This window comes from Mycobacterium sp. IDUB_21 (assembly GCF_055419425.1).
In genome coordinates this window covers 93587-113469 of sequence record NZ_JBVAXQ010000006.1, presented here as the reverse complement: position 1 = coordinate 113469, position 19883 = coordinate 93587, and the positions used below count along the sequence as shown (strand labels likewise).

The window sequence follows — 19883 nt, the reverse complement described above, 5'->3', positions numbered from 1 at the left end:
GACATCTTTTGGACCCGCGCGTCCCTGTTCAAGCTGTCCAGTTGTTACTCGCGCGAGGCCAGCAGTGAGCTCAGCGGCCGGAACGGCTGCAACCACGCCCCTTGCTCCGGCAGCGAATCCAGGCTGATCCGCGGCAGCCGCTCCCGGAACACACCAGGAATGTCTTCCAGGTCGACAAACTCCAAGGTATCCGAGGCTAGCGCCCAGCTGGCATGTTCGCGAAATCCGAGCACAGAGACCGTTACGCCGAGCCGGCACAGTTCTTCCAGCGGCTCCCGGAACGCCTGTCCGTCGGCGGAAGCCACCGCCACCGCCGCCAGTCCCTGATCCTTCCGCAGGGCGATGTGTTCCAACATGTCGGAATCGACGTCGCTGTCCTCGTCGATCTTCGGCTTGGCGAAGACCGCGAAACCCACGTTACGCAACGCCTCCACCCACGGCCGGACGACGTCGGCGCTGCCCGGCGCGATGTTGGTGAACACGGTGGCCTCGGGCTCCACCGACCACTGCGGGTGATTCGCCGAGATCTCGGCGGTCCGGTTGAGCAGCCAGCGGCCCAACGCGTCGAACCGGGGCCGCTCCACCCCGGTCGGGCGGCGGCCCAGGATCGCGCCCAGACCCATGTCCAGGTTCGGGGCGTCCCACACCAGCAGAACCCGACGGGCCGGCGCCCCGTCGGCGGCCGGGTCGTCCGGGGTTTCCGTCGATCGGCCCGGGACCTCCGCCACGGCGCCGCTCACAGCGGCTTCTCCCAGATCAACTCGGTGATGGCACTGCCCGCGTCGCGCCCCTTCGCCTCGTACTTGGTGGTGGGCCGGGCGACCGAGATCGGTAAGCCGGTGCCCTTGGAGGGGTCCCCGGGGTCCGTCACCCGGCGCAGGCCCGGCTCGCCGTCGCCGGACTCGGCGATCTGCTCGGCGTAGCCGGCATGGTCGGTTGCCGCATGCAGCACCCCGCCCGGCTGCAGCCGATCGGCGATCAGGGCCATGGTGGACGGCTGCAGCAGTCGGCGCTTGTGGTGGCGAGCCTTGGGCCACGGGTCGGGAAAGAACACCCGCACCCCGATCAGCGACTCTGGCGCGATCAGGTGTTCCAGCACGTCGAGGCCGTCGCCGCGCAGTAGCCGGATGTTGCCCAGCTGTTCTCGCTCGATCGCGCACAGCAGCTGCGCCAGCCCGCGCTCGTAGACCTCGACCGCGATCACGTCCAGATCCGGTTCGGCCCGGGCCATCGCGACCGTGGAGGTGCCGGCTCCGCAGCCGATCTCGAGCACCACCGGGGCGTCGCGGCCGAACCAGCGGCGCGGGTCCAGCGGATCGGGGCGCCCGCGCCCGTCCGGCGGCACCACGTCCGCGCCCAGCTCGGGCCAGAGCCGATCCCAGGTCTGGCGCTGGCCGGTGGAGAGTGCGGAGTGCCGGTAGCGGACGCTGAAGTTTCGGCCTCGGCGTGGAGCGGGTGCCTCGATGTCAGGGACGCCTGATGGATTCTCGACGTCGCGCTGCGCATGCATTAGTCCATGGTGGCCCATGGATTCATGTGTACCCACGGCGCGGTCCACATTGATACCCAACAGTTGCAAGCGGGGCGCGCTTGTCGCAGCAGGTCGCAGCCGCCGGTGACTCGCGTCTCGGCCGCGCAGCTGACACCATGACCCCGATGGGAGGGGCCGATGGGGCGGTGCGGGAGGCATGGTCGTGACACAGGGGCACCAGCTCTTCGCCGATGAGTTGACCCGGCTGGCCGGTGAGATCTCCGACCCTCGGCTGTCGGTGATCGCCGCGGGCGTCACCGCGCCGCTACAGGTCGCGGTATGCGGCCGACGCGGGGTGGGCCGGCGCACCGTCGCCGCGGCGCTGGCCGCCGCCGGGGTGAGCATCGTGCGCGGACCCGAACTGAAAGCCCCAGAGGCAGACGTCGCCGTGTATGTCGTTGCCGAAGCGGTCAAACCGGAGGACCGGAAGAACGTTGCCGCGGTGCGGGCGGCGCGGTCTCGACCGGTGCTGGTGTTGCTGAACAAGGCCGACCTGTCCGGGCGTTGCGGTGTCGCCGACGTCGCGGCGGCCACCGGGGCAGCCGCGGCACCGATGTCGGCGTTGTTCGCGCTCGCCGCGGTGGACGGTCGCCTGGACAACGAGCTGTGGGCGGCGTTGGGCAGACTCGCCGCGCAACCCGCCGACCTCAGCTCCGTCGACCACTTCGTCAGTTCTCCGCACCCGATGCCGCGGCAGGCACGTGAGCGGCTCTGCGCCACCCTCGACCTGTCCGGGATCGAGCGGGTGCTCGAGCTGGCGCGACGGGGCGGCACCGTGCCGCAGGCCCGGATGTTGCTGCGCCGGCTCAGCGGCGTCGACGACGTGGTCGCGCACCTGAGCTCGCTGGGTGCCGGCGTGCATCACCGGCGGATGTCGGAGGCGGCGGCCCGGCTGGAGGCATTGGCGGTCGGTGACAGCCGCATCGATGAGTTCGTGAACCGCGACGCGACGGTGGCGGCGGGGATGGCCGCCGCGGCGGCCGCGGTCCGAGAGCAATGTCTGCCCGGCGAGCCGGCGCTGCAGCGGGCGCGCCGGTGGCACGCCTACCGCAGTGCGCCGGTGGGCGCCGACCAGCGCGCCTGCGCCGCCGACATCGCCAGGGGGTCGCTGCGGTCCTGGTCGGCGAGGAGGGGCCGGCCATGACCGACTCCGATCCAGACCCGGCCGACGACGACCCCACCGCCGGGGTGGACGCTCTGGTGGCCGAGATCGCTCCCGGGGCGCGTCCGCCGGCCGTGCGGCGCCGCGACGTGATCATGGTGACCGGGCCCTGGCTGGCCGGGGTCAGCGCGGTGGCATCGGCGCTGGCCGGCCAGCTGCCGCAGTGGCCCGTCGTGGAAGCCGCCGGCCTGACGCCGGGCGAGGTGCCTGCCGCCGTGGTGTTCGTGGTGTCGGCGGCCGCGGCACTGACCGACTCGGACTGTGCGCTGCTCGATGCCGCGGCCGCCCACACCGACGTGGTGATCGGTGTGGTGTCCAAGATCGACGTGCATCGCCAGTGGCGGGAGATGCAGCAGGCGGCCCGCGAAACCCTTGCCGACTACGCGCCGCGCTACCGCCACGTGGCGTGGGTGGGGGCAGCCGCGGAACCCGAGCGGGGCGAGCCGCAGGTGGACGATCTAGTCGCTGAACTCGCCAAACAACTGGGTGACAGTGACGTCCAGCGACGGAACCGGTTGCGGTCCTGGGAATTCCAGTTGCGCACCGACGCAGATCGGATCGACCGCGACGCCCGCGCGGAAGGGCGGCGCGCCCGGGTGACGCTGCTGCAGGAGCAACGCGACGAGGTGGTGCGGCAGCGGCGGATGTCGAAATCAGAGCGGGCGATCGCGTTGCGCAGCCGTATTGCCCAGGCCAGGGTGCAGTTGTCTTATTTCGCCCGCAAGCGCTGCGCCTCGGTGCGCGCCGAGCTCGCCGAGGATGCCGCGGGTATGACCCGGCGCCGGTTGCCCGGGTTCGAGGCCTACCTGCGGGGCCGGCTGGAAGAGGTCGTGGCGGAGGTCGACCAGGGTGTCACCGAGCACTTGGCCGACCTCGCCCACGAGACGGGCCTGTCGGCGGACGCAACGGCGGCGACCGGCGTGACCCAGCCGGCGCCGCAGATCGAGACCGGCGTGCCGGCGCTGGCATCTCGGCGCCTGGAGACCCAGCTGATGACGCTGCTCGGTGCGGGCTTCGGTCTGGGGGTGGCGTTGACACTGAGTCGGCTCTTCGCTCACCTGGCCCCGGGTTTCACCGCGGCCGGCGCGGCGCTGTGCGTCGTCATCGGCGTGGCGGTCACGGTGTGGGTGGTTCGCATCCGCGGGTTGCTGCGCGACCGGGCGGTGCTTGATCGCTGGATCGGCGACGCAACTGCAGCGCTGCGTTCCGCGCTGCAGGAGCTGGTGGCCCTGCGAGTGGTGGCCGCCGAGTCGGCGCTCACCGCCGAACTCGCCGAGCGCAACGAGACCGAGGCGGCGCGGGCAGCCGACCGGGTCAGCGGGCTGGACCGGGAACTTCGCGAGCACGCCGCCGCGACCGCTCGGGCCGCCGCGGTGCGCGATCGGCAGCTGCCGACGTTACGGCGAGGACTGGCCGCGGTGCAGTCCGAGCTGGACGGAGGAGAGGCGAAGCTGGGACCGCCGCATGAACTGGGCGGTTCAGTGAGGCTCGACGGAGGAGAGGCGAAGCTGGGACCGCCGCATGAACTGGGCGGTTCAGTGAGGCTCGACGGAGGAGAGGCGAAGCAGGGACCGCCGCATGAACTGGGTGAATTCAGTCCCGGGGGCACCGCCCAGACGGCCGACGACTAGTCGGGTCGACGCCCGTTTCGCCGCGCGCGGTTATCCACGGTAACCTCTTATCTAATGAAGGTATAAGAGGTGGACAGCGGCGCATATCAGCGACAACGCCACGAAGTGACACAGGTTACAACAGGAGAGTTCAATGACCTCAGCGACCATCCCCGGTCTGGACAGCGCCCCGACGAAACACCGTGGGTTGCTGGCCTGGGTTCAAGAGGTCGCCGAGCTCACCCAGCCGGACCGGGTGGAATGGTCCGACGGTTCCGAGGAGGAGTGGAACCGGCTGATGGCTCAGTTGGTGGACTCCGGTGCCGCGGTCAAGCTGGACGAGAACAAGAAGCCCAACTCCTACCTCGCGGTCTCTGACCCCGCCGACGTCGCCCGTGTCGAGTCCCGGACCTTCATCTGCACCCGGACCAGGGAGGGTGCCGGCCCCACCAACAACTGGATGGACCCCGACGAGATGCGGGCCACCATGACGGAGCTGTACCGGGGCTGCATGCGCGGCCGCACCATGTACGTGATCCCGTTCTGCATGGGACCGCTGGGTGCGCAGGACCCGAAGCTCGGCATCGAGATCACCGACTCGCCCTACGTGGTGACCTCGATGAAGATCATGACCCGGATGGGTACCGCGGCACTGGAGAAGATCGGCACCGACGGCGCCTTCGTCAAGGGCCTGCACTCGGTGGGTGCGCCGCTGGCCGAGGGCGAGCAGGATGTGCCGTGGCCGTGCAACGAGGACAAGTACATCACCCACTTCCCGGAGACCCGGGAGATCTGGAGCTACGGCTCCGGCTACGGCGGCAACGCGCTGCTGGGCAAGAAGTGCTACGCGCTGCGGATCGCCTCGGCGATGGCCCACGACGAGGGCTGGCTGGCCGAGCACATGCTGATCCTCAAGCTGATCTCGCCCGAGGACAAGGCCTACTACATTGCCGCCGCCTTCCCGTCGGCCTGTGGAAAGACCAACCTGGCGATGATCCAGCCCACGATCCCGGGCTGGCGGGCCGAGACCCTCGGTGACGACATCGCCTGGATGCGATTCGGCAAGGACGGTCGGCTGTACGCGGTGAATCCCGAGGCCGGCTTCTTCGGGGTGGCGCCGGGAACCTCCAACAGCTCCAACCCGAATGCGATGAAGACCATCGAGGCCGGCAACACCATCTACACCAACGTCGCCCACACCGACGACAACGACATCTGGTGGGAGGGCATCGACGGGGAGACCCCGGAGCACCTCACCGACTGGAAGGGCAACGACTGGACGCCCGAGTCGGGTACCCCTGCCGCGCACCCGAACTCGCGCTACTGCACCCCGATGTCGCAGTGTCCGATCCTGGCCCCCGAGTGGGACGACCCGGCCGGCGTGCCGATCTCGGCGATCCTGTTCGGTGCCCGCCGCAAGACCACCGTTCCGTTGGTGAGCGAGGCACGCGACTGGCAGCACGGTGTGTTCATCGGCGCCACGATGGGCTCCGAGCAGACTGCCGCCGCCGAAGGCACCGTGGGCAAGGTCCGCCGCGACCCGATGGCGATGCTGCCGTTCATCGGCTACAACGCCGGCCATTACATGCAGCACTGGATCGACATCGGCAAGAACTCTGACGAGTCGAAGCTGCCGAAGGTGTTCTTCGTCAACTGGTTCCGCCGCGGCGAGGACGGCCGCTTCCTGTGGCCGGGTTTCGGTGAGAACAGCCGGGTGCTCAAGTGGATCATCGACCGGGTCGAGGGCAAGGGCTCCGGCGAGTCGACGCCGATCGGCACCGTGCCGCACGCCTCCGATCTGGAGCTCGCCGGACTGGCCGCCGATCCCGCTGACGTGGAGCAGGCGCTGATCGTCGACGCCGACGAGTGGCGTGCCGAGCTGCCGCTGATCGAGGAATGGTTCGAGTTCATCGGCGACCAGCTGCCCACCGGCCTGCGTGACGAGTTCGAAGCCCTCAAGCAGCGCCTGGGCTAGCCGCCCGCCCTCCCCGCGAGGGTGCGCGTCCCCGGCCGACACGCCGGGAAAATCCCCGGATTTGCGCACACTCGGCGGTGCCAACACGACCACTTGACACCCGTCAAATTTGACGGCGGTACAGTCTGCGCATGCAGATCCGCGAACACACCTCTGGCCACGGGGGAGCCGGCAAGCCGGCCATCATCTTGCATCCGTCCGGCACCGTCATCTCCTTCGACGAGCTCGAGGCGCGGGCGAACCGGTTGGCGCACTTCTTCCGCGGCGCCGGGCTGGTCGAGGGCGACACCGTCGCGATCCTCATGGAGAACAACGAGCACATCCATGCGGTCATGTGGGCGGCGCGGCGTAGTGGCTTGTACTACGTGCCGATCAACACCCACCTGACCGCGCCTGAGGTCGCCTACATCATCGACAACAGCGCCGCCAAGGCAGTCATCGGCTCGGCGGCGCTGCGCAACACCTGCGAGAATCTTGGCGAGCATCTGCCGAACGGCCTGCCCAGCCTGCTGCTGATCGCCGATGACGACATGGACGGCTGGCAGCGTTACCCGGAATGCGTTGCCGATCAACCCGGTACGCCGATCGAGGACGAGATCGAGGGCGACCTGCTGCAGTACTCCTCGGGTACTACTGGGCGACCCAAGGGCATCAAACGCGCGCTGCCGCATCTACCGCCCGCGGAGGCGCCCGGCCTGATGACGATGCTGGTAGCGGTCTGGATGACCCCCGAGTCGGTCTACCTGAGCCCGGCGCCGCTGTATCACACCGCTCCGTCGGTGTGGTCGATGACCGCGCAGGCCGCCGGCATCACCACGGTGGTGCTGGAGAAGTTCGATCCGGAAGGCTGCGTGGAGGCCATCCAGCGCTACCGGGTCACGCACGCCCAATTCGTTCCGGCCCATTTCACGCGGATGCTGAAACTTCCTGAAGCCACCAGGGATTCATACGACGTCTCCAGCCTGCAGCGGGTGATGCACGCAGCGGCTCCCTGTCCGGTGGAGATCAAGAAGCAGATGATCGATTGGTGGGGGCCGATCGTCGACGAGTACTACGCGTCCTCCGAGGCACACGGCTCGACGTTGATCAGCGCGGAAGACTGGTTGCTGCACCCCGGCTCGGTCGGCAAGCCGATGATGGGCGCGGTCCACATCCTCGACGAGGATGGCAACGAAGTGCCGGCGGGCGAGGCCGGTGAGATCTACTTCGAGGGCGGCAATACCTTCGAATACCTCAATGATCCTGACAAGACGGCTAATTCACGCGACAGCCGCGGCTGGGCCACCGTCGGCGACGTCGGCTACCTCGACGAGGAGGGTTATCTGTATCTCACCGACCGTCGGCACCACATGATCATCTCGGGCGGGGTGAACATCTACCCGCAGGAGGCCGAGAACATGTTGATCACCCACCCGAAGGTGATGGATGCGGCGGTGTTCGGGATCCCGGACGACGATATGGGGCAGAGCGTGAAGGCGGTGGTCCAGACCGTCGATCCGGCCGATGCGACTGACGCCTTCGCCGACGAGCTGCTGGTCTGGTTGCGGGATCGGTTGGCACACTACAAATGTCCGCGTTCGATCTCCTTCGAGGCGCAACTGCCCCGCACCGACACCGGCAAGCTGTACAAGAACGAGTTGGCGGCCAAGTACTCGGCGTGACCCCGTGACCGCCAGTTACGTGCTGTAGCGCAGCCACAACGGCAGGGCATCGCCGAGAAACTGCATGAACTTGTGCAGCCCGACGCGGTACTCGCCGGATCCCAATGGATTGACGCGGTATTCGGGAAACGCGACGCCGACACCGAACAGCCCGGGTGCCAAAATCCCGTTGCTGGCATCGTATTTCAGCGGGCCCCACTGCGGGGTCACCGGAAGTCGTCTGGGTTCGAATCCCACGGTGTAGACGACGTGGGTGCATTCCTGCAGTCGCTCGCCGAACTGGGGACCGCTCACCCAGCACCTTTCCAAACGATCAGGGTATGTCCCGTCGATGTTCTCCCGGGCCCATTGGGCCGCCTGGCCCTTGAGGCCGGTGTCGTCGAACAGTATCCAATCATCAAGGTATACGGCGTATTTGAGTGGGCTTCGGTAGAAGTTGATCACCCTATTGCGCTTGGTCGCCAGGAGGTTCGGCAGCGCGATCATCGATGAGTGCGACGAGCCGAACACCGCGACGGTTGCCCCGTCGAGGGCGAGCTGCTCGAGTCTGCCGGGGTCGAGGGCTGTTTCGATCGGGATCTCGTCGAGTCCGGGATAGTTGAGTTTCATGGGTACCGAGCCGACCGCAAGGATCACGTTCTTCGAGCTGATGTCCCCGTGGTCGGTGCGCACGATCCACCGGCGGTCCTGAAGCCAGAGTTCCTTCGCCATCGTGCGCAACGGGCTCACCTGGCCGCCCAGGTGCTCCGAGATCCACACCAAAGGCTCGGCGATCATGCCGAGTGGGCAGGTCTGCTCCGGATCGATGGCGCTCAGCTGAAACCGGGGTGCTTGGCCGAATCGAAACGAGGGAGAAGCATTCAAGTAGTCGAGAAACAGTCCGACTTGGGTGTTGCTGGAGACGGCCCGCCACTTGGCGCCGAGATCACCGGCGCCGAATTCGGGGTCTATCCAGGCGATCTCATCTCCGGCGATACCGTGATCGAGCAGCCGACCCACCGCGGCGATACCGGCCGGGCCCGCCCCGATCACGGCCCAGCCGTATCGCTTAGTGTCCATTGCTCAATAGTCCATCAGATCCCGCCACGGGCCACCAGTTGCGCGGCAATCACATTGCGCTGGATCTCGTTGGTGCCCTCCCCGACGATCATCAGCGGCGCGTCCCGGAAGTAGCGTTCGACGTCGTACTCAGTGGAGTAGCCGTAGCCGCCGTGGATGCGCACCGCGTTCAGGGCGATCTCCATGGCAGCCTCGGAGGCGAACAGCTTGGCCATCCCGGCTTCCATGTCGCAACGCTCGCCGCTGTCGTAGCGTTCGGCGGCGTAGCGGGTGAGCTGGCGGGCGGCGGTCAGCTTGGTGGCCATCTCGGCCAGATAGTTGCCGACGCTTTGATGTTTCCAGATCGGCTGTCCGAAACTCTCGCGCTGCTGCGCATAGGCCAACGCATCCTCCAGGGCCGCGGTCGCGACCCCCAACGCCCGCGCCGCCACCTGGATACGGCCGGTCTCGAGGCCCTTCATCATCTGGGCGAAGCCGGCGCCGGGTGCTTCTCCGAGCACCGCCGCCGCCGGCACCCGGCAGCCGTCGAAGCTCAGTTCACAACTCTCCACGCCCTTGTAGCCCAACTTGGGTAGGTCCCGCGACACCGCCAATCCGGCGCTCGGGTTGTCCACCAGCAGCACTGAGATCCCGCTGTGACGCGGGGCGGCCTTTGGATCGGTCTTGGCCAGCAAGGCGATCAGCCCGGAATGGCGGGCATTGGAAATCCAGGTCTTGGAGCCGTTGATCACCAGGGTGCCCGGATCGGCAGCAGGCACCGCGGTGGTTGCGATGTTCTGCAGGTCGCTGCCGCCGCCCGGTTCTGTCAGCGCCATGGTGGCCCGCACCGCACCGGTCGCCATGGCGGGCAGATACCGTTGCTTCTGCTCGTCGGTGCCGAACAACGTCAGCAGTTTGGCGACGACGGTGTGCCCGCCCATCGCCCCGGCCAGACTCATCCAGCCGCGGGCCAGCTCCTGGGTGACGAGTACGTAGCACGGCATGGACACCGGCGTCCCCCCATATTCCTCGGGGACGGCCAGACCGTAGATGCCCAGGTGTTTCATCTGCTCGATCCAGGCCTGCGGGTAGGTGTTGGCGTGCTCGACCTCGCGAACCGTCGGCTTCACCTCCCGGTCGACGAACGCTCGGACGGTCTCGACCAGGATCGACTCTTCGTCGGTCAGCGCGGAGCTCATCGCTTCACCGTATGTCAGGATTCTTCGATGACCAGCGCGCCCTATTTCGACGAACTGCATGTCGGCCGAGTCTTCGACGCGGCTCCGGCGATGACGCTGACGGCCGGTACCGCGGCGCTGCACCAGGCGATCCTCGGTGACCGGTTGCGGCTGCCGTTGGATGCCGAGCTGTCCCTGATGGTCACCGGGGCGACGATGCCACTGGCCCACCCCGGGCTGGTTTGCGACGTCGCGATCGGGCAGTCCACCGTGGTCACCCAACGCGTCAAGGCCAACCTGTTCTACCGCGGCTTGGCCTTCTTCCGGTTCCCGGTGATCGGTGACACCCTGTTCACCCGCACCGAAGTCGTGGGGCTGAAACAGAACTCGGCCAAACCCGGCCGCGAGCCCACCGGGCTGGTGGCGCTGCGGGTGACCACCATCGACCAGGTCGACCGGCCGGTCCTCGACTTCTACCGTTGCGCGATGCTGCCGCTGTCGCCCGATGCTCCCGACACCGGCCACGCCGACGACCTGTCCGTCATCGGCACCGGACTCGCGGCGCCGGCCGACGTCACCTCGCACTGGGATGCCGAGGAGTTCCGGCGGCGCGTTCCCGGCCCGCACTTCGGCCATGCCGAGGCCGGCGTGAAAGGTGCCGTACTGACCAGCAGCGCCGACGTGGTCACCTCGGCGCCGGAGCTGGCGCGGCTGACCCTCAACATAGCTGCCACGCACCATGATTCGCGGGTGGCGGGTCAGCGACTGGTCTACGGGGGACACACCATCGGGCTGGCGCTGGCGCAGGCCTGCCGTTTGCTGCCGAATCTGGTCACGGTGCTGGGCTGGCAGTCGTGCGACCACACCGGGCCGGTTCATGAAGGTGACACGCTCTACAGCGAACTACACGTCGAATCCGCCACCGACAACGTTCTGGGGTTGCGGTCGCTGGTCTATGCGGCCGGCGTCGCCGACGACGCGGAACGGCAGGTGCTGGACTGGCGTTTCACCGCGCTGCAATTCTGATGGGCCAGAAGCAGGACTGACCGTAAAAGTTAGTGCGGCAGGTCGCGGAACGGGGCATCCCGATAGGGGTCCGGCTCCTTGGGCAGCCCGAGCACCCGCTCCCCGATGATATTGCGCTGAATCTGATCGGTGCCCCCGCCGATCGAGGTGAAGTAGGCGTTGAGCGCCCGGAACGTCACCGCGTCACCGACCGGGTTCTCCGGTCCGCTCAACATCGACTCGGCGCCGATGATCTCGGTCTGTACCCGGGCGGTCTCGTGCAGGATCCGCGACATCGCGATCTTGCCGAGCGCCAGCAGGGTGGCAGCCTCGGCGCGCTCGGCACTCGTCTTGGCCCGCTGGTTGTTCCACCGGTTCACCGTGGACAGCGCTTGCGTGCGGGCGATCTGCTGGCGGATATGGGAGTCGTCGAGGCAGCCGGCGTCGCGCGCCAGTTCGACCAGGCCGCCGGACTTCTCGCGTCGGCCGCGGGCAGTGCGCGCGATGTCGCCCATCAGCCGCCGTTCGTAGCCCAACGCGACCTGCAGCACCGACCAGCCGGCGCCCGGTTCGTCGATCCGGTTGGCGTCGGGCACCCGGGCGTCGGTCAGGAACACCTCGTTGAACTCCGATTCGCCGGTGATCTGATGGATCGGCCGGATCTCCACGCCCGGCTGGCGCATCGGCAGCATAAAGAAGGTGATTCCGTTGTGCTTGGGCACGGTCGGGTCGGTGCGCGCCACCAGCATGCCGTAGTCGGCGGTCGTTGCGAACGACGTCCACACCTTCTGGCCGTTGACGATCCAGTCGTCACCGTCGCGCTCGGCGCGGGTGCGCAGGCCGGCCAGGTCTGATCCCGCGCCGGGTTCGCTGTAGAGCAGGCACGACTTGGTCTCCCCGCGCAGTGCCGGGGGCAACAGCCTGCGCTTCTGCTCGTCGGAGCCGCGGTCGTGCACCGTGCAGGCGAACAGGTCAGCCCGGTCGTGTCCGGTGCCCGGCGCCCCCGCAGCGGCGAATTCAGCAGCCACCAGCCGCGATTGACGGTCCGTGAGGCCGCGCCCGTAGCAGTCGGTTTCCCAGCTCGGTGCGGTCCATCCCGCTTCGAGTACAGCGGTGGCGAAGGTCGCCCGGTCGGTGCCGGGTGACCAGTTGGCGGCCAGCCAATCCCGGACTTCGGCGCGCAGTGCGTCGTCTTCGGGGCCGGTCAGCGTCATCTCAAGCTCCGATCTCACGCAGGTAGCGCTCGCGGTGCCACGACGGGCTACCGAACAGCTGGGCGTCGCTGCGGGCCCGGCGCAGATACCGGTGGGCGGGATGCTCCCAGGTGAACCCGATACCTCCGTGCACCTGAATGTTGGTGGCGCCCACGAAGACGAAGGCGTCCGAGCAATAGGCTTGAGCCAGCGCGAGATCCGCGAGCCAGCCCGCTGAATGGTCGGCGGCGGCCGCGGCGACGTGGCGTGCTGCCGACACCGCGGACTCGGCCTCCAAGAGCATGTCGGCGCACATGTGCTTGACGGCCTGGAAGCTGCCGATGGCCCGGCCGAACTGGTAGCGGGTCTTCGCGTAGTCGCGGGCCATCTCCATGGCGTGCCGTGCCGCGCCGGCCTGCTCGCCGAGCAACGCCACCGCCGAGCGGTCCAGTGCCGCGGTCAATGCCTCGACGCCGCCGCCCGGCGCCCCCACCAGGGTTGCTGGCGCGTCGGTGAAGCGCACGACGTACAACCGGCGGGACTGATCGACCGTCGTCGACGGTTCCACGGCGACACCCGGGCCGGCCGGGTCGACGGCGAAAACACCGGGCCCGTTGTCGGCGGCGGCCAGTACATAGAGCAGGTCGGCGGAGTCGGCGTCGAGTACGAACCGCTTCTCGCCGGTCACCAGCGGTGCCGCGTCGCCGCGGGCCGACACCGCCGGTTCGGCGGGCGGGCGGGTCGCGCCGCCCTCGGCGAAAGCAACCGCGACCCGGGTGCTCCCGGTGGCGATCGCCGGCAGCACGGTCTCGCACTGTGTCGGGTCATCCAGGGCGGCAAGAAGATTCACTGCGAGCACCGCCGTCGACAAGTACGGCCCGGCGAACAGTACCCGGCCCAGTTCTTCGGCCACCACGCCCACTTCGACCGGTCCGGCGCCGGCGCCGCCGTACTCCTCGGGCACCAGCAACCCCAGCAGGCCCATCGCGGCCAACTCGCTCCAGATGTCGGAGTCGGCCGACTGTTTGGCCATCAACTCGGCGACCGCACCGCGCAACGCGCGCAGTTCTCCGGGATTCGCCACCTGATCAGCCCTTCGGTGTGAAGGCGGTCCGCAGGCTGGCGCACTGGCTGGCGAAGAACGACCGCGAGACCGGCGCCTTGGTCAATAGCAGATCGAAACCGTGGAACGCACCCGGGACGGTTTCGACTTCGCACGGCACGCCGGCCTGACGAAGCCGATCCGCGTAGGCCAGATCTTCGTCATGGAACAGATCCAGGGTGCCCACCCCGATCCAGGCCGGCGCCAGGCCGCTCAGATCGGCCCGTCGGGCCGGCACCGCGACCTCGGGATCCGCATCGCCCAGGTATGACGTCCAGCCGAAAAGATTGCTCCGCGGGCTCCACAACCGATAGCCCCGATCGACCGGCAGCTGCGCGCTGCGATCGTCGAGCATCGGGTAAACCAGCAGCTGCAGCACCGGTTGGACCTCGCCGCGGTCGGCGGCCAGCTGCGCCAGGGCGGCGGCCAGCCCGCCGCCTGCGCTGGCCCCTCCTATCGCCACCCGCGCCGGATCCACTCCGGGCAGCCCGGCCAGCAGCAGCAGCCCCGCCCAGCAGTCCTCCAACCCGGCGGGGTAGGGGTTCTGCGGTGCCAACCGGTAGTCCACCGACCCCACCGTGACGCCGAGTTCGTCGCTGAACCGGCGGCAGAGTCGGTCATCTTGGGCGGCCGTGCCGATGACGTAACCACCGCCGTGGATCCACAGCAGCGCGGGCGCCGGATCAACGGAACGATGCTGCGGCTTCCGGGGCCGATACACCCGCAAACTGCCGCCCGACGGCAGGGGCAGCACCTCGATGCCGCTCGGCGTACGACGGCCCTGCAGGCCGGAGAGCGCCCGGATGGCGGGCAGTGTCCGGGGCCCGAGCCCGCCACGCGGGAGGTATCGGGCGGCTCTGCGCAGGTCTGGATGGAACACGCTGCTTACCATCGACTCAGTATCGCCGGTGCCGGATCTTTACCATCGGCAACCCGCCCGATTGCGGCTTACGCCGGCGTAAGCGCGGTACTCTCGCCCGATGACTGCAGCACAGCAGACCCGGGAGACCGGTTGGAACCTGACCGGCCGGCTGCGCTGGCTGAAGCGCGCCCGACCTGCGGACTACCTGCTCGCATTCAGCGTCGCTTCAGCTTCCCTGCCGGTGGTCGGGAAACGGCTGGAGCCCTTGGGCGGGATGACTGCGATGGGGGTGTGGGGTACCCGCCACATGCCGGAGTTCCTCTCGAGCGCGGCCAAGTCATGGCTGGCTCCGGGGGCCGCCACCGTCCGCAAGCAGGAGCGGGAGCAGACCTGCGCGGTCTCGCAGGCCGCGCTGCGCGGCGTGGTCACCGCCGCCGATCTGGACATCGAATGGCCCCAACCGGAGCAGGCGCCGCCGGTGTGGAAGGCGCTGCAGCATCGCCGCCACATCCACCGCTCCGGCGTGCGGTATGGCAGCGATCCCGCTCAGGTGCTCGACGTGTGGGCGCCCCGGGAGCTGCCGACGACGCCGGCTCCGGTGCTGATCTACGTCCCCGGTGGTGCCTGGGTGCACGGCAGTCGGACGTTGCAGGGCTATGCGCTGCTGTCGCATCTGGCCGAGCGGGGCTGGGTCTGCCTGTCCATCGACTATCGGGTCGCGCCGCATAACCGTTGGCCGCGCCACATCATCGACGTCAAGACCGCGATCGCCTGGGCACACGCCAACGTCGACAAGTACGGGGGTGACCGCAACTTCGTCGCCGTGGCCGGTTCCTCGGCCGGCGGGCATCTGGCAGCACTGGCCGGGCTGACCGGCAGCGCGGGGGGCGATCGGGAATTCGCCGACCGGCTACCGGAGGGCGCCGACACCTCGGTGGACGCGGTGATCGGCATCTACGGCCGTTACGACTGGCAGGACCGGTCCACCCCGGAACGGGTCGCGTTCGTCGACTTCCTGGAGCGGGTCGTGGTCGGCAGGTCGATCCGGCGTCACAGCGACATCTACCGGAAGGCCTCGCCGATCGCGCTGGTGCATCCCGAGGCGCCTCCGTTCATGGTCGTGCACGGCAGCGCCGACACCGTCATCCCGGTGGTACAGGCCCGCGACTTCGCCGACCGGTTGCGGGCGGTGTCGCGCTCCAAGGTCGGGTACCTGGAGCTACCCGGAGCAGGGCATGGTTTCGACATGACCGACGGAGCTCGTACCGGTGCCGTGAGCACAGCAATCGGCTTGTTCCTCAACCAGATTCACCGGGACCGCACCACGATCGGCAGCAAACAGGTCATCTGAACACCGTCGGCCGCCGGTGAGCGGTATGGTCGCTGGATGGGAAGTGACCGGCGGTGAAACGCCTCAGCGGGTGGGACGCGGTCCTGCTCTACAGCGAGACGCCGAACGTGCACATGCACACCCTCAAGGTCGCGATCATCGAGCTGGATGCCGACCGGTCCGGGTTCGACGTCGCGGCGTTCCGCCGGGTGATCCACAGTCGGCTCTACAAGCTGGAGCCTTTCCGCTACCAGCTGGTGGACATCCCCGGCAAGATCCACCACCCGATGTGGCGGGAGAACTGTGAGGTCGATCTGACCTACCACATCCGGCCGTGGTCGCTGCCTGCGCCGGGCGGCCGCCGCGAACTCGATGAGGCCATCGGGGAGATCGCCAGCACCCCACTGGACCGCAGCCGCCCACTGTGGGAGATGTACTTCATTCAGGGCCTGGCGAATAACCGGATCGCGGTGGTCGGCAAGATCCACCACGCGCTCGCCGACGGGATCGCATCGGCGAACCTGATGGCCCGCGGCATGGACCTGGTGGCCGGCCCGCAGTCCGAGCGGGAGTCCTACGAAACCGATCCGGCCCCGACCAGCGGCCAACTGGTGCGCTCGGCGTTCCGCGACCACCTGCGGCAGCTGGGCAAGATACCGGCCACGATCGGCTACACCGCGGCCGGTGTCGGGCGGGTCAGGCGCAGCACCCGCAAACTGTCCGCCGACCTGACCCGGCCGTTCACGCCGCCACCGAGCTTCATGAACCACATGCTCACCCCGGAACGCCGGTTCGCCACGGCCACCCTCGCACTGGCCGACATCAAGTCGACCAGCAAGCAGCTGGGGGTCACGATCAACGACCTGGTGCTGGCCATCTCGGCCGGCGCGTTGCGGACGCTGCTGCTGCACCACGACGGGAAGGCGGATCACCCGCTGCTGGCGTCGGTGCCGATGAGCTTCGACTTCTCCCCCGACCGGATCTCCGGCAACCGGTTCTCCGGGGTGCTGGTGGCGCTGCCCGTCGACGTCGACGACGTGCTGACGCGTATCCAAAAGGCCAGGGAGGCCGCCAATCTGGCCAAGGAGGCGCACCACCTGGTCGGGCCGGAATTGATCAGCCGGTGGTCTGCGTACCTCCCGCCGGCGTCGACGGAGTCACTGTTCCGGTGGCTGTCCAGCCGCGACGGCCAGAACAAGGTGCTGAACCTCAACATCTCCAACGTGCCCGGCCCGCGGGAGCGCGGCCGGGTCGGCGGCGCCCTGGTCACCGAGATCTACTCGGTGGGGCCGTTGACCGCCGGCAGCGGACTGAACATCACCGTGTGGAGCTACGTGGACCAGCTCAACATCTCCGTCTTGTCCGACGGTGCCACCGTCGACGACCCGCACGAGGTGAGTACCGCGATGGTCGACGAGTTCATTGCGATACGCCGTGCCGCAGGGCTTTCCGAGAAGCTCACGGCCGTCGAGACGGCGATGGCGCCGGCCTAGACGCCAGCTTCAAACGCTATCGGCAGGCTGGTCGGCCCGCTCATTCCCAGCAGTGGCCGCCAGGGCGCCGGTCCGGCCACGCGAGGGTTCGGCATCCGGTGCGCGAGGATCTTGAGCGCTTCGGACAGTTCGCGCCTGGCAAGGTTCGCTCCGAGGCAATAGTGAGCACCGCCGCCGAACGTCAAGATGGGCGGGGGGTCACTGCGGGTGATATCGAAGCGAGTCGGATCATCGTAGATTGTTGAATCACGGTTGGCCGCATAGGTATTCACGATGATAAAGGTGCCGGCAGGAAACGTGTACTCACCGATGGTGACATCCTCGAGGGCGCTGCGAACTGTGCTGCACATCGATGGTGAATGGCGCATCGTCTCCTCGACGGCGTTCATTGCCAACTCAGGGCGGTCTCGAAGCAGCGCAAACTGATCCGGGTGGTCACAGAGAACCTGCATGGAAGCACCCAATTGAGTTCGAGTGGTATCAGTTCCGGCCAGCAGGATGCTGAACGCCAGCATGCGCACTTCGCCGGCACTGAGCCGGTCGCCGTCGTTCTCAGCGCGAATGAGCTCGGAGAGCAGATCGTTCGTCAACTGCTTGCGCCGGTGGGCGATCATGTCGTCGATGTAGTCGTCGAACGCGTCCCACGCCCGCAACACGGTGGGCTCCTCTTCGACGAGGTTGATATCGAAGCTGACCACCTTGAAGATGTCTTCCGCCCACTTCGAAATCGCTCTCCAGTCTTCACGGGGAGCGCCGAGCAGCGCACAGATGACCGGGACCGGGTAAGGCCGCGCAATCGCTTCCACGAATTCGCAACAGCCATCCGCTGCGACACCATCGATGAGCTCATTGATGACCGCGTGGATGGTGTCATCCATCCGAGCAGTCGCGCGTGGAGTGAAGGACCGTGAAACGAGGCCACGCAGCCGACGGTGTTCGGCACCATCCATGCAGAGGATGCTGCGGGTCACTCTGTCCCACAGCTCGCCCGACGTCACGCCATGAGCGCTGAGGTGGATGCCCGCAGGAATGCCGAATCGCGGGTCGCCGAGAACGGTTCGGGCCAGCTCATAGGACAAGATTTCAGGACCCACGGGTCCCAGCGCAATCGGCGCAACCTGTTGCGCTGCCCGAAATTGAGGGTAGATCTCCTGCGGGGTCGCGGTGAAGTCGTAGTCGAGCGTCGGCAGGCCCGCATCGAAGACACTTGGCTTAGCCGTATCGATGGTCATACGTCTCCTTCACTGCATGCATGATCACGGCACGTTGGTCGCCAGAAAGGTGAGCGGGAGCCCGCACACCGACAAGTCGATCTCGTCGAGATACGATCCCTCGCCGGAGAAGCCCTGGCGGAAACGGGTTGTCCCGCCGTAGCGCTCGGCAACGGCTTCGGCCGCGGAGGCCTTCGCGACCCGCACCACGACGGTGTAGACACCATCGCCGCAGCTGCTGAGAAATTCGGTCACCGATGCCGCGACTGAAGCGGTTGCTCCTGGTAGCGGGCTGATCAACTCGATGCCTCGATTCCAGTCCAGGTGAACATGTAGACCGAGTTCGGTCAGCTCGACGTTCTCGAATGTGAAGCCCAGGTCGCTGAACATCTGCACCGCCGCGTCGTGCCGTTCGGGCGCTATGGCGAACACGACATGATGAAGTCGGGGTGGTTCCTCCTCGGTGCTCATTTGCGCACCAGGCCACGCGGCCGAACCAATCCGAGATCCAGATGAGTGACCCAGCCCGGTGCGGCGTCGCACACATCGGGTATTGCGTTGATGGCGCCCATCGCGGTCCAGGTGTAGCCGGGGTGAGCCATCTCTCCATCCGGCCTGGCGGTGCCTTCGAGCGTCAGTTCGCATGGCGGATCGCCTTCGATGACAATCCGGTACCGCGTTCTTCCCCAATCCCAGCCCGGCTCGAGACTGTCGGGACCACCCGCCGTATAGATCGCGTGGAAGACGATGAGTGGACTGCCGTTGACCCAGGCCGTCCACTCGTGGTGCTGTGCGGCGACCGTCCCGCGCGGGATGACTCCCAACTCGTGCGTGATGTCCTGGGTTGCCGAAGCGGCCCTCAGATCCGCTGTCACCTCGTCGATCGTCACGCCGAGACCGTCGGCAATCATGTGCATCGACTGCGCGAAGAAGGGCACTCCCAGGCCTAAGATCGTTGGTTCAGAAAGAAACGTGTCCTTCTCTTTGCCGAACCCGAGCCAATCGATGTGGTCGAGCGGTGCATCGGTGAGTACGTTGACTACTTCGTAGACTTGGATCTTCTCGATCTTGCTGACCACGCGGGCCAGCGTGAGCGGCAGTGTGTCGCCCGCGTAGCCCGGGTGAATTCCGCCGCCGTGGAACGAGGTTTCGCCGTCCCGGCAGGCGGCGCGGATCTTGGCTTCGTGCTCACGAAAGTCCGCTGTCGGATGGAAGAAGCCACTGGTTGTGATGACGTTCTTACCGGATCGCAGTAGTCGACACACGGTGTCGACGTCCATGATCACCGGCGTGTAGAAGACGCAGTCGGCCTCGGTGGCCACGATCGATTCGATGTCGTCGGTGGTGATGACACCGATGGGAGCGATGCCGGCGATCTCACCGGCATCCTTACCGACCTTTTCGGGGGTGTGCACCAGCACGCCGACGAGTTCGAACACGGGGCTGTCGACGAAGTGTCGAATCCCGACTTGACCGACGTCCCCCGTCATCCATTGGATGACACGATATGTCCTGTCCGGCATCAGTTCTCC

General features: G+C 67.5%; 17 protein-coding genes. 7 read left to right on the top strand and 10 right to left on the bottom strand.

The features are described 5' to 3' along the window. Positions 1-44: 44 nt before the first annotated feature. Both ACZYY4_RS11325 and trmB read right to left on the bottom strand, forming a co-directional pair. The gene (locus ACZYY4_RS11325; RefSeq protein ID WP_463810214.1) at positions 45-728 is read right to left on the bottom strand and encodes an NYN domain-containing protein; all 684 of its coding nucleotides are present in this window, start codon (positions 726-728) and stop codon (positions 45-47) included. 8 nt (positions 729-736) lie between these two features. Beyond that, complete coding sequence (gene trmB, locus ACZYY4_RS11320) at positions 737-1528, bottom strand: tRNA (guanosine(46)-N7)-methyltransferase TrmB (RefSeq protein ID WP_463810083.1); 792 nt, start codon at positions 1526-1528, stop codon at positions 737-739. Between the two features lie 160 nt (positions 1529-1688). On the opposite strand from trmB, the gene ACZYY4_RS11315 reads away from it, so the two are divergent. From ACZYY4_RS11315 to fadD4, 4 genes are all read left to right on the top strand, one after another. Further along, positions 1689-2675, top strand: coding sequence for a hypothetical protein (locus tag ACZYY4_RS11315; RefSeq protein ID WP_463810082.1), 987 nt, complete (start codon positions 1689-1691; stop codon positions 2673-2675). Next, on the top strand, positions 2672-4324 hold the full coding sequence (locus ACZYY4_RS11310) for a hypothetical protein (RefSeq protein WP_463810081.1): 1653 nt from the start codon (positions 2672-2674) through the stop codon (positions 4322-4324). Before ACZYY4_RS11315 ends, ACZYY4_RS11310 begins: the two co-directional genes overlap by 4 nt. 133 nt (positions 4325-4457) lie before the next feature. Further along, the gene (locus ACZYY4_RS11305) at positions 4458-6278 is read left to right on the top strand and encodes a phosphoenolpyruvate carboxykinase (GTP) (RefSeq protein WP_463810080.1); all 1821 of its coding nucleotides are present in this window, start codon (positions 4458-4460) and stop codon (positions 6276-6278) included. Positions 6279-6409: 131 nt separating this feature from the next. Then, entirely contained in the window at positions 6410-7939 is a 1530-nt protein-coding gene (gene fadD4, locus ACZYY4_RS11300) for a fatty-acid--CoA ligase FadD4 (RefSeq protein WP_463810079.1), read from the top strand. Between the two features lie 15 nt (positions 7940-7954). Here fadD4 and ACZYY4_RS11295 read toward each other — a convergent pair whose 3' ends face one another. Both ACZYY4_RS11295 and ACZYY4_RS11290 read right to left on the bottom strand, forming a co-directional pair. Further along, positions 7955-8998 carry an FAD/NAD(P)-binding protein gene (locus ACZYY4_RS11295; RefSeq protein WP_463810078.1) on the bottom strand — a complete coding sequence of 348 codons (1044 nt, stop codon included), beginning with the start codon at positions 8996-8998 and terminating at the stop codon, positions 7955-7957. 14 nt (positions 8999-9012) lie between these two features. Further along, a complete protein-coding gene (locus ACZYY4_RS11290; RefSeq protein WP_463810077.1) occupies positions 9013-10176 on the bottom strand; it encodes an acyl-CoA dehydrogenase family protein in 1164 nt (387 codons plus the stop codon). A 27-nt stretch (positions 10177-10203) separates the two neighbouring features. Between ACZYY4_RS11290 and ACZYY4_RS11285 the strand changes: the two genes are divergently transcribed. Continuing rightward, a complete protein-coding gene (locus ACZYY4_RS11285; RefSeq protein ID WP_463810076.1) occupies positions 10204-11181 on the top strand; it encodes a MaoC family dehydratase in 978 nt (325 codons plus the stop codon). A 29-nt stretch (positions 11182-11210) separates the two neighbouring features. On the opposite strand, the gene ACZYY4_RS11280 is transcribed toward ACZYY4_RS11285, so the two are convergent. Genes ACZYY4_RS11280 through ACZYY4_RS11270 form a run of 3 tightly spaced genes read right to left on the bottom strand, consistent with a single transcriptional unit; the run spans position 11211 to position 14347 of the window. Then, positions 11211-12374: an acyl-CoA dehydrogenase family protein gene (locus ACZYY4_RS11280; RefSeq protein ID WP_463810075.1), complete on the bottom strand. Its 1164-nt coding sequence runs from the start codon at positions 12372-12374 to the stop codon at positions 11211-11213. Position 12375: 1 nt separating this feature from the next. Continuing rightward, positions 12376-13437, bottom strand: a complete 1062-nt coding sequence (locus ACZYY4_RS11275) for an acyl-CoA dehydrogenase family protein (RefSeq protein WP_463810074.1) — start codon at positions 13435-13437, stop codon at positions 12376-12378. 4 nt (positions 13438-13441) lie between these two features. Next, complete coding sequence (locus ACZYY4_RS11270) at positions 13442-14347, bottom strand: alpha/beta hydrolase (RefSeq protein ID WP_463810073.1); 906 nt, start codon at positions 14345-14347, stop codon at positions 13442-13444. Positions 14348-14435: 88 nt separating this feature from the next. On the opposite strand from ACZYY4_RS11270, the gene ACZYY4_RS11265 reads away from it, so the two are divergent. Together ACZYY4_RS11265 and ACZYY4_RS11260 are read left to right on the top strand one after the other, a co-directional pair. Then, positions 14436-15668, top strand: coding sequence for an alpha/beta hydrolase fold domain-containing protein (locus ACZYY4_RS11265; protein WP_463810072.1), 1233 nt, complete (start codon positions 14436-14438; stop codon positions 15666-15668). Between the two features lie 53 nt (positions 15669-15721). Beyond that, on the top strand, positions 15722-17140 hold the full coding sequence (locus ACZYY4_RS11260) for a WS/DGAT/MGAT family O-acyltransferase (protein ID WP_463810071.1): 1419 nt from the start codon (positions 15722-15724) through the stop codon (positions 17138-17140). On the opposite strand, the gene ACZYY4_RS11255 is transcribed toward ACZYY4_RS11260, so the two are convergent. The 3 genes from ACZYY4_RS11255 to ACZYY4_RS11245 are packed head-to-tail and all read right to left on the bottom strand — an operon-like array spanning position 17137 to position 19874. Then, on the bottom strand, positions 17137-18372 hold the full coding sequence (locus ACZYY4_RS11255; protein ID WP_463810070.1) for a cytochrome P450: 1236 nt from the start codon (positions 18370-18372) through the stop codon (positions 17137-17139). The genes ACZYY4_RS11260 and ACZYY4_RS11255 overlap by 4 nt on opposite strands. Before the next feature lie 24 nt (positions 18373-18396). Further along, a complete protein-coding gene (locus ACZYY4_RS11250) occupies positions 18397-18822 on the bottom strand; it encodes a hypothetical protein (protein WP_463810069.1) in 426 nt (141 codons plus the stop codon). Continuing rightward, on the bottom strand, positions 18819-19874 hold the full coding sequence (locus ACZYY4_RS11245; RefSeq protein WP_463810068.1) for an NAD(P)H-dependent amine dehydrogenase family protein: 1056 nt from the start codon (positions 19872-19874) through the stop codon (positions 18819-18821). The genes ACZYY4_RS11250 and ACZYY4_RS11245 overlap by 4 nt, the downstream gene beginning before the upstream one ends. Between the last annotated feature and the right edge of the window lie 9 nt (positions 19875-19883).

Excerpts from the sequence above, each read along its gene's own strand:
- trmB (WP_463810083.1), bottom strand. The coding sequence starts at position 1,528 with ATGGGCCACCATGGACTAATGCATGCGCAGCGCGACGTCGAGAATCCA.
- ACZYY4_RS11315 (WP_463810082.1), top strand. The coding sequence starts at position 1,689 with ATGGTCGTGACACAGGGGCACCAGCTCTTCGCCGATGAGTTGACCCGG.
- ACZYY4_RS11310 (WP_463810081.1), top strand. The coding sequence starts at position 2,672 with ATGACCGACTCCGATCCAGACCCGGCCGACGACGACCCCACCGCCGGG.
- ACZYY4_RS11305 (WP_463810080.1), top strand. The coding sequence starts at position 4,458 with ATGACCTCAGCGACCATCCCCGGTCTGGACAGCGCCCCGACGAAACAC.
- fadD4 (WP_463810079.1), top strand. The coding sequence starts at position 6,410 with ATGCAGATCCGCGAACACACCTCTGGCCACGGGGGAGCCGGCAAGCCG.
- ACZYY4_RS11295 (WP_463810078.1), bottom strand. The coding sequence starts at position 8,998 with ATGGACACTAAGCGATACGGCTGGGCCGTGATCGGGGCGGGCCCGGCC.
- ACZYY4_RS11290 (WP_463810077.1), bottom strand. The coding sequence starts at position 10,176 with ATGAGCTCCGCGCTGACCGACGAAGAGTCGATCCTGGTCGAGACCGTC.
- ACZYY4_RS11285 (WP_463810076.1), top strand. The coding sequence starts at position 10,204 with ATGACCAGCGCGCCCTATTTCGACGAACTGCATGTCGGCCGAGTCTTC.
- ACZYY4_RS11280 (WP_463810075.1), bottom strand. The coding sequence starts at position 12,374 with ATGACGCTGACCGGCCCCGAAGACGACGCACTGCGCGCCGAAGTCCGG.
- ACZYY4_RS11270 (WP_463810073.1), bottom strand. The coding sequence starts at position 14,347 with ATGGTAAGCAGCGTGTTCCATCCAGACCTGCGCAGAGCCGCCCGATAC.
- ACZYY4_RS11265 (WP_463810072.1), top strand. The coding sequence starts at position 14,436 with ATGACTGCAGCACAGCAGACCCGGGAGACCGGTTGGAACCTGACCGGC.
- ACZYY4_RS11255 (WP_463810070.1), bottom strand. The coding sequence starts at position 18,372 with ATGACCATCGATACGGCTAAGCCAAGTGTCTTCGATGCGGGCCTGCCG.
- ACZYY4_RS11250 (WP_463810069.1), bottom strand. The coding sequence starts at position 18,822 with ATGAGCACCGAGGAGGAACCACCCCGACTTCATCATGTCGTGTTCGCC.
- ACZYY4_RS11245 (WP_463810068.1), bottom strand. The coding sequence starts at position 19,874 with ATGCCGGACAGGACATATCGTGTCATCCAATGGATGACGGGGGACGTC.